This window comes from Streptosporangium fragile (genome assembly GCF_039534445.1).
In the GTDB taxonomy this organism is placed as follows: Bacteria; Actinomycetota; Actinomycetes; order Streptosporangiales; family Streptosporangiaceae; genus Streptosporangium; species Streptosporangium fragile.
This window is the reverse complement of the sequence record NZ_BAAAVI010000134.1, coordinates 1-7,769: the sequence shown is the minus strand read 5'-3', so window position 1 is coordinate 7,769 and position 7,769 is coordinate 1. Positions and strand designations below refer to the sequence as shown.

General features: G+C 73.5%; 8 protein-coding genes. 6 read left to right on the top strand and 2 right to left on the bottom strand.

Going from position 1 to position 7,769, the window contains the following annotated elements; all coding sequences use genetic code 11:
* Positions 1-114 precede the first annotated feature (114 nt).
* Both ABD841_RS39890 and ABD841_RS39885 read right to left on the bottom strand, forming a co-directional pair.
* Positions 115-696, bottom strand: a complete 582-nt coding sequence (locus ABD841_RS39890; protein WP_344982260.1) for a histidine phosphatase family protein — start codon at positions 694-696, stop codon at positions 115-117.
* Between the two features lie 154 nt (positions 697-850).
* A complete protein-coding gene (locus ABD841_RS39885; protein WP_344982259.1) occupies positions 851-1,765 on the bottom strand; it encodes a TIGR03621 family F420-dependent LLM class oxidoreductase in 915 nt (304 codons plus the stop codon).
* A gap of 120 nt (positions 1,766-1,885) precedes the next feature.
* On the opposite strand from ABD841_RS39885, the gene ABD841_RS39880 reads away from it, so the two are divergent.
* The 6 genes from ABD841_RS39880 (at position 1,886) to ABD841_RS39855 (ending at position 7,705) form a co-directional block, all read left to right on the top strand.
* A complete protein-coding gene (locus ABD841_RS39880; RefSeq protein WP_344982258.1) occupies positions 1,886-2,665 on the top strand; it encodes a phytanoyl-CoA dioxygenase family protein in 780 nt (259 codons plus the stop codon).
* Positions 2,665-3,663 carry a phosphotriesterase family protein gene (locus ABD841_RS39875; protein WP_344982257.1) on the top strand — a complete coding sequence of 333 codons (999 nt, stop codon included), beginning with the start codon at positions 2,665-2,667 and terminating at the stop codon, positions 3,661-3,663. Before ABD841_RS39880 ends, ABD841_RS39875 begins: the two co-directional genes overlap by 1 nt.
* A complete protein-coding gene (locus ABD841_RS39870; protein WP_344982261.1) occupies positions 3,650-4,852 on the top strand; it encodes a cytochrome P450 in 1,203 nt (400 codons plus the stop codon). The genes ABD841_RS39875 and ABD841_RS39870 overlap by 14 nt, the downstream gene beginning before the upstream one ends.
* Positions 4,852-5,658, top strand: coding sequence for an SDR family NAD(P)-dependent oxidoreductase (locus ABD841_RS39865; RefSeq protein ID WP_344982256.1), 807 nt, complete (start codon positions 4,852-4,854; stop codon positions 5,656-5,658). Before ABD841_RS39870 ends, ABD841_RS39865 begins: the two co-directional genes overlap by 1 nt.
* The gene (locus ABD841_RS39860; protein ID WP_344982255.1) at positions 5,655-6,506 is read left to right on the top strand and encodes a Gfo/Idh/MocA family protein; all 852 of its coding nucleotides are present in this window, start codon (positions 5,655-5,657) and stop codon (positions 6,504-6,506) included. Before ABD841_RS39865 ends, ABD841_RS39860 begins: the two co-directional genes overlap by 4 nt.
* A gap of 230 nt (positions 6,507-6,736) precedes the next feature.
* Positions 6,737-7,705, top strand: a complete 969-nt coding sequence (locus tag ABD841_RS39855) for an ABC transporter substrate-binding protein (RefSeq protein ID WP_344982254.1) — start codon at positions 6,737-6,739, stop codon at positions 7,703-7,705.
* Positions 7,706-7,769 lie beyond the last annotated feature (64 nt).

Here is a 7,769-nt window from a genome sequence, read left to right as displayed (position 1 = left end):
CAACCATCATACCCAACTCCTTGGCTCACAGAACGACATGGCTACGATCCGACTTGGCGGGGAGCGCCCCGCCGAGACGGGTGTTCCCCGGGGCGCCGGGCCGTGCGCCGCGGGTCAGACGGGGGCGTTCCAGGCGAGGACGACCGGCTCGCCGTGCTCGAAGCCCAGCCGGGAGTAGGTCCCCGTGTCCAGGCGGAAGAAGCGGCCGTCCTGCGGGGCCAGGCCCAGCCAGCGGGCGCACAGCACCCGGAGGAAGTGCCCGTGGGCCACCACGACCGCGTCGCCCGCCGTGGGCCGCACCCGGGCGATCACCCGGTCGGCGCGGGCGCCGACCTGCTCGGCGCTCTCGCCGGGGTGGTCGGCGTCACCCGGGACGACGCCGTCGCGCCAGAGGTACCAGCCGGGGCGGGTCTCGCGGATGGTCGGCGTGGTGATGCCCTCGTAGCCGCCGTAGTCCCACTCCCACAGGTCGGGGTCGGTCTCGTAGTCCTTCAGGCCCGCCAGCTTGGCGGTGTCCCTGGCACGCCGTGCCGGGCTGACCAGGACGAGGCCGAAGTCGCGGCCGTCGACCAGCGGGGCCAGCGCCCGCGCCTGGTCCTCGCCCCCGGGGGTGAGCGGGAGGTCGGTGCGTCCGGTGTGCCGGCCGTCGCGGCTCCACTCCGTCTCGCCGTGTCGCAGCAGAATCAACTGGTTCATGATGAGACCATCATGCCGGTGTGTCCGATGCCGCCGTCCGGCCGCCCCGCCCCGCCCCGCCGCCGTCCGGCCGCCGTCCGGCCGCCCCGCCGTCCCGTCGCCGTCTGAGCGGCGCCGCCGTCCGGCCGTCCCGCGTCCCGGTGGTGGCCGGCGCTCAGCGCCCGGCGAGCTCCTCGACGACCGGGGTGAAGGCGTCCAGGTCGCGCTCGTGGTGGAGCACGAAGTACGACAGGTCGTGGGCGTCGCGCCAGTGCCGGAGCTTGTCCACGACGTCCTGCCGGGTGCCGAGCAGCACCTGGGGGGTCTCGTCCTGCCGTGAGGAGTCGGCGGCGCTCCACGGTTCGCCCTTCTTGCGGACGCCGAGCTGCTGGACGCTCGTGCCGAGCTCGATCCGGTCGTAGCGGTCACCGGCGGCCCGGCGCACCGTGTCGATCTTGGCGAGGAAGGCGGCCAGGCCGCCGTCCGTCCCGTCCGGGCCGGTGCCGTCGGCGCGCACGCGCATGCCGAGGTTGATCACGTCGGCCTCGCGGGCGGCCAGGCGCAGCATGCGGGGGCCGCCGCCGCCGAGGAGCAGGCGGGGGTGGGGGCGGCGCCACGGCTTGGGTGTCTGGTCCAGGCCGGTGATCCGGTAGTGCTCGCCGTGGATGGTGAACGGGCCGTCCGACCACAGGCCCTTGAGCACTGTGATCGCCTCGGCCAGCCGGTCGACCCTGACCCCCGGTGGCCGGAGCTCCAGTCCGGCGCGGGTGTAGTCGGCGGCCATCCAGCCGGTGCCCAGGCCCAGCTCCAGGCGGCCCTCCGAGAGCAGGTCGACGGTGGCGGCCTCCTTGGCGAGCACGGCGGGGTGGCGGAAGTCGTTGGCGAAGACCAGGGTGCCGACCCGCAGGCGGGTGGTGGCGCACGCGGCCGCGGTCATCGCCGCGACCGGCGCGAACCGGGGGCCCACCAGGTGGTCGGGGACGAGCAGCGCGTCGAACCCGGAGCCCTCCAGGCGCCGGGCCTTCTCGGCCCAGGCGCGGGCCGAGCCGGCCTCGCGGACCACGGCGGCGAACCGGAACGGGCGGTCCATGGGCACTCCCCAGGTCTTTACCAAGCACTTGCTACACAATATCGGAGAGGCGCGCCGCCGTCCCGGCCTGTCATTACCAAGCGCTTGCTTTAGGGTGCCCCGAGGTTCGACACTGAGCCCATGGCTGACAACACCCCGGTCCGCGACGTGACCGACGACGAGGTCGCCTTCTTCGAGGAGAACGGCTGGGTGCGCCTGCCGCGCCTGATCGGCCCCGGCCGCGCGGCCCTGCTCCGCGACCGGGCACTGGTCCACCTGCGGGAGCGCTCACGGGCGGTCACCTCCAAGGTCGACGAGGCGTTCGGCCAGTCCAGGGACATCGCCGAGGCCGACGAGCACTTCAGGGCCCTGGCCTTCGCCCCCGCGCTCGGCCGCGGCGCCACCCGGCTGCTGCACGGGGTGGCCGGCGTGCGGGTCCAGGTGACCAACCTGCTGATCAAGGAGCCGGGGGGCGGGCACGGTGCCACCGAGTTCCACCAGGACTTCCCGTGGATGCCGATGGACCGCTCGGCCATGCTGACCGTCTGGCTCGCGCTGGTGGACGTCCCGGCCGACATGGGCTCGCTCCGCTTCGTCAGCGGCTCGCACCGCCACGGCCTGCTCGGCCGCTCCTTCGCCAGGGACGGCGACGACCAGCTCACCCAGCACCCCTGGTTGAAGGAGCTCCCGGTCTCCCCGCCGCTGGACCTGGCCGCGGGCGACGCGACCGTGCACCACGCGCTGACCGTGCACGGCGCCGCCGCCAACCGCAGGGACACCGCCCGGCTCTCCTTCACGGTCACCTACTTCGACGCGGACGCCCTCTACACCGGCACGCCGTACCGGCAGACCGACGGCCTCGGGCTCACCGTCAACCGGCCGTTCGACCACCCCAGGTTCCCCGTCGTGGCGCACGCGTGATGGCCGTCGAGACGGTCAACGGTCCCGTCGAGGACCTGGGCGCGACGCTCATGCACGAGCACGTCTTCGGGCTCAGCCCGGAGATCCTGTGGAACTGGCCGGACATCCCCGAGGGCTGGGACCTGGAGCGGCGCGCCCGGGAGGCGGCGGCCAGGCTGGACGACCTCAAGCGCCACGGCATCGACACGATCGTGGACCTGACCGTGGTCGGGCTCGGCCGCTACGTGCCCGCGGTGCAGCGGGTGGCCGAGCTGACCGAGGTCAACATCGTGGCCGCCACCGGCCTGTACACCTACGACGCCCTCCCGCCCTACTTCGGCAACCGGGGCCCCGGCTCGCTGTTCGGCGGCGTGGACCGGCTGGCCGAGTTCTTCGTCAGGGACATCACCGAGGGCATCGGCCGCACCGGCGTGAAGGCCGCCGTCCTGAAGTGCGCCTCCGACCACCTGGGCATGACGAAGGGCTGCGAGCGGGTCTTCCGCGCCGTCGCCGAGGCCCACCTGGAGACCGGGGTGCCGATCTCCACCCACTCGCACAGCGCCTCCGGCGGCGGCCTGGTCCAGCAGAAGCTGCTGGCCGGGATGGGGGTGGACCTCACCAGGGTGGTCATCGGGCACGCCGGCGACTCCACCGACCTCGCCTACCTGGAGGAGCTCATCGCGGGCGGCTCCTACCTGGGCATGGACCGGTTCGGCATCGAGACGATCAGCTCGTTCGAGAACCGGGTGGCGGTCGTCGCCGAACTCGCCGCCCGCGGCCACGCCGGCCGGATGGTCCTGTCCCACGACTCGTACTGCTTCAACGACCGCTTCGACCCCGACGTGGTACGCCGCCGCCACCCCAACTACCACCTGCTCCACATCTCCCGGGACGTGCTGCCCGAGCTGCGCAGGCGAGGCGTCACCCAGGAGCAGATCGACCTGATGCTCGTCGCCAACCCCCGCGAGATCCTCGCCCGGCGCGGGCCGTACCGAGAGGCACGTGATGATCACCGCTGAGGACTTCGACGTCAGCGCGGCCTGGCACGTCGCCGCGCCCTACGACTTCCTGCGCAGGCTCCGGCACGAACGGCCGGTCTTCCGCAGCGAGCACCTGGGCGCCTACGTCATCACCCGGTACGAGGACGTACGCGCCGCCTACGGCGACCCGCGGCGCTTCTCCTCGGCGGGCTCGCTGACGATCTCCCGCAGCCTCGCCGACGAGACCAGGCGGATACTGGGCGAGCACGGCTCGTTCCTGTCCAGCTTCGTGGCCAACGTCGACCCGCCCGCCCACACCCGGTTGCGCCGCTCGGTCTCGCGGGCCTTCACCCCGCGCGCGGTCGGCGCCCTGGAGCAGCGCTTCCGCGACCTGAACGAGGAGGTGCTCGACCGGGTGATCCCCCGGGGCGGCGGCGACCTGGTCGCCGAGATCGCGCACATCCCGTCGATCAAGCTCACCGCCCGTTTCATCGGGGTCCCCGAGGAGGACGAGCGGTTCGTCCAGGAGCACGTCAAGGACTGGTTCCAGCTCTTCCTGTCGCCGCAGCCGCCGGAGCGCCAGCTGGTGCTGGCCGAGAGCTTCCTGGCCTACCTCGACTACGTCGACAAGCTGGTCGCCGCCCGCGCCGCCGAGCCGAGGGACGACTTCGTCTCGCTGATGACGTCCCTCATCGGCACCGAACTGTCGCACCGCGAGGTCGTCGAGCTGATCTCCACGATCCTGCTCGGCGGCAACGACACCGTGCCCAACCAGCTCGGTAACAGCGTTTTCCGGCTGCTGCGCGAGGGCGCCTGGCCGGTGCCGCCGGAGCTGGTCCAGAACGCGGTCGAGGAGTGCATGCGCATCGACGGCGCCAGCCTCGGCTCCTTCCGCCACACCACCGTCGACGTCGAGATGCACGATGTGATCATCCCCCGGGGCTCCCTCTGCCTGCTCTCCACCGACTCCGCGGCGCACGACGAGACGGTCTTCGAGGAGCCGGAGCGGTTCGTGATCGACCGCCGCAACGCCGACGCGCACATGACGCTCGGCTACGGCATCCACTTCTGCGTCGGCGCCGCGCTCGGCCGCCTGCAGCTCCGTACCGCCCTGGAGGTGCTGGGCCGCCGCCTGCCCGGCCTGCGCCTGGCCTCGGGCGCGCCACCCGCGGCCTACCGCACGTCCATCGTCGGGCGCGGCCTGACCGCGCTGCACGTGGAGTGGTGATGCGTTTCGCGGGCAAGGTCGCGCTGGTCACCGGGGCCGCGTCGGGGATCGGCGCGGCGACCGCGCGGCGGCTGGCGAGGGAGGGCGCCCGGGTCGGCGTCGCCGACCTGTGGGCCGCCGGGGCGCGCTCGGTCGCCGCGGAGATCAGGGCCGCGGGCGGCACGGCGTGCGCGCTGCACTGCGACGTGTCGCGGGAGGAGACCGTGCGCTCCGCCGTCGCCGAGCTCGTCGGCTCGTTCGGACGGCTGGACGTGCTGCACTCCAACGCCGCCTGCCTGGACCGCGACGTCTACGGCCGTGACCGGGATCTGCTCGACATGGACGTCGAGGTCTGGGATCGCACGATGGCGGTCAACCTGCGCGGGGCGATGCTCACGGTCAAGCACGCCGTGCCCGCGATGCCCGACGGCGGCGCGATCGTGCTGACCTCGTCGGTGTCCGGCCTGGTGGGGGACGCCGACCACGCGGCCTACGGTGCCTCCAAGGCGGCCCTGACCGGGCTGGTCCGCTACGTGGCCACCATGTACGGCGCGCGCGGCGTCCGCTGCAACGCGGTGGCCCCCGGGCTGGTGATGACCGACACGGCGCGCGGGGCGATGTCGCCCGAGCGGCTGGCCGAGAAGGCGGCCGAGCGCCTGCTGCCCTGGCCGGCCGAGCCGGACGACGTGGCCGCGCTGGTCGCCTTCCTGGCCTCCGGCGAGGCGCGCTGTGTGACCGGCCAGACGATCGTGGTCGACGGCGGGACCACCGCGCACCGGCCGGAACACGCGATCAAGGCATGGGAGCGTGCGAAACTGGGACCGTGACGGTATCTGTGGGCCTGGTCGGCGCCGGGCCGTGGGCGGAGATGGTGCACGCGCCGATGCTGGCGGCCGGTCCGCACACGCGCCTGGTGGGCGTGTGGGCCCGCCGCCCCGAGGCGGCGGCCCGGTTCGGGGCGCCGGTCTTCGAGCGCATCGAGGAGCTGTTCGACAACTGCGAGGCGGTCGCGTTCTCGGTCCCGCCCGCCGTCCAGGCGGAGCTCGGCGTGCAGGCCGCCAAGGCGGGCAAGGCGCTGCTGCTGGAGAAGCCGCTCGCGGCCGATCTCGACGGGGCCCGCCGGCTGGCCGAGGCGGTCGCCGAGGCCGGGGTGGCCTCGCAGATGGTCCTCACCTGGCGCTACTCGCCCGCCACGCGCGCGTTCCTGGCGAGGGTGTCGGCCATCGAGCCGTTCGGCGGCCGGGCGGCCAACATCTCCGGAGCGATGCTCGGCGGGGCCTTCGTCACCCCGTGGCGCCTGGAGCGCGGCGCGGTCCTCGACGTCGGCCCGCACATGATCGACATGCTCGACGCCGCCCTCGGCCGGATCGTCGGGGTCCGCGCCCACGGCAACCCGCTGGGCTGGGTCGGCCTGCTGCTGGAGCACGAGAGCGGCGCGGTCAGCGAGGCGTCGCTGTGCATGAGCGTGCCGGGGGAGACGCCGCCGTCCAGCGTGGAGGTCTACGGCCGCCTGGGCCGGGAGTTCATCGACGACACCCGGCTGGGCCCCGACGTCTTCACGCAGATGCTCGCCGAGTTCGCGGTGACCGTGCGGCGCGGCGGCCACCCGCTGGACGCCGCGCACGGCCTGCGCCTGCAGGAGATCATCTCCGCGGCGGAGGAGCAGCTCGGCTGAGCGGCCGGCGGGGCCCTTGACTCCAAGTCCTTTGGGGTAATTGATAGCGTTTGTCCGACGTGCAGCGAGAGCGAAGTCCGGTGTGAGCCCGGCGCTGTCCCGCAACTGTCATGGCCCCCACGGGCCGAGCCAGGTCGCCTCCGCCGCACCGACGCCGTCAACCCTCGTGGAAAAGGGTGACCCGTCCGTGTTCCCGGGTCTCTCGGTTCCGGCACCTGAAAGGACCTTGTGTGAGGCCCCTCCCCACCGCGCTCGCCGGTGCCCTGCTCGCCGCTCTCTCCCTGGCCGGATGCGGCCAGACCGCCACCTCCGCCCCCGTTTCCCCCACGCCCGCCGCCTCCGCGCCGGGGGACGCGTCCGCCTCGCTCGCCGCGGCGGGGTTCCCCGTCACGGTCGAGGCGGGCAACGGCGCCGTCGCCATCACCGCCCGGCCGGAGCGCATCGTCTCCCTGTCGCCCACCGCGACCGAGAGCCTGTTCGCGATCGGCGCCGGGCCGCAGGTGGTCGCCGTGGACGACCAGTCCGACCATCCCGCCGAGGCCCCGAAGAGCGACCTGTCCGGCTTCAAGCCGAACGTGGAGGCGATCGTCGCCAGGAAGCCCGACCTGGTCGTGGTCGCCAACGACACCGACGGTGTCGTGGCCGAGCTGGGCAAGGTCGGCGTCCCGGTGCTGCTGGAACCCGCCGCCACCAAGATCGACGAGGCGTATGACCAGATCGCCGACCTCGGCGCGGGCACCGGCAACGCCGCCAGGGCCGCCGAGGTCGTCGCCGGGATGAAGAAGCGGCTCGGCGAGCTCGCCGCCGCGGCGCCCAAGGACGCGAAGCTCACCTACTACCACGAGCTGGACACCACCCCCTACACGGCGACCTCCGGCACCTTCATCGGCCAGGTCTACGCGCTGTTCGGCCTGACCAACATCGCCGACAAGGCCCCCGACGCCGCCGGCGGCTACCCCAAGCTCGCCGCCGAGTTCGTCCCCCAGGCCGACCCGGACCTCGTCTTCCTCGCCGACACCGTGTGCTGCGGCCAGTCCAAGGAGACGCTCGCCAAGCGTCCCGGCTGGTCCACGCTCTCGGCCGTCAAGAACGACCGGGTCGTCCCGCTCGACGACGACATCGCCTCCCGGTGGGGGCCGCGCGTCGTCGACCTCGCCGAGCGGATCGCCGAGGCCGTGCGGAAGGCCGCGGCCGGCTGACCGCCCGCCCGGCCGGACGGCCAGCCGCCCGGCGGGCCCCTGTCCGGCCGACCGCCCGCCCGGG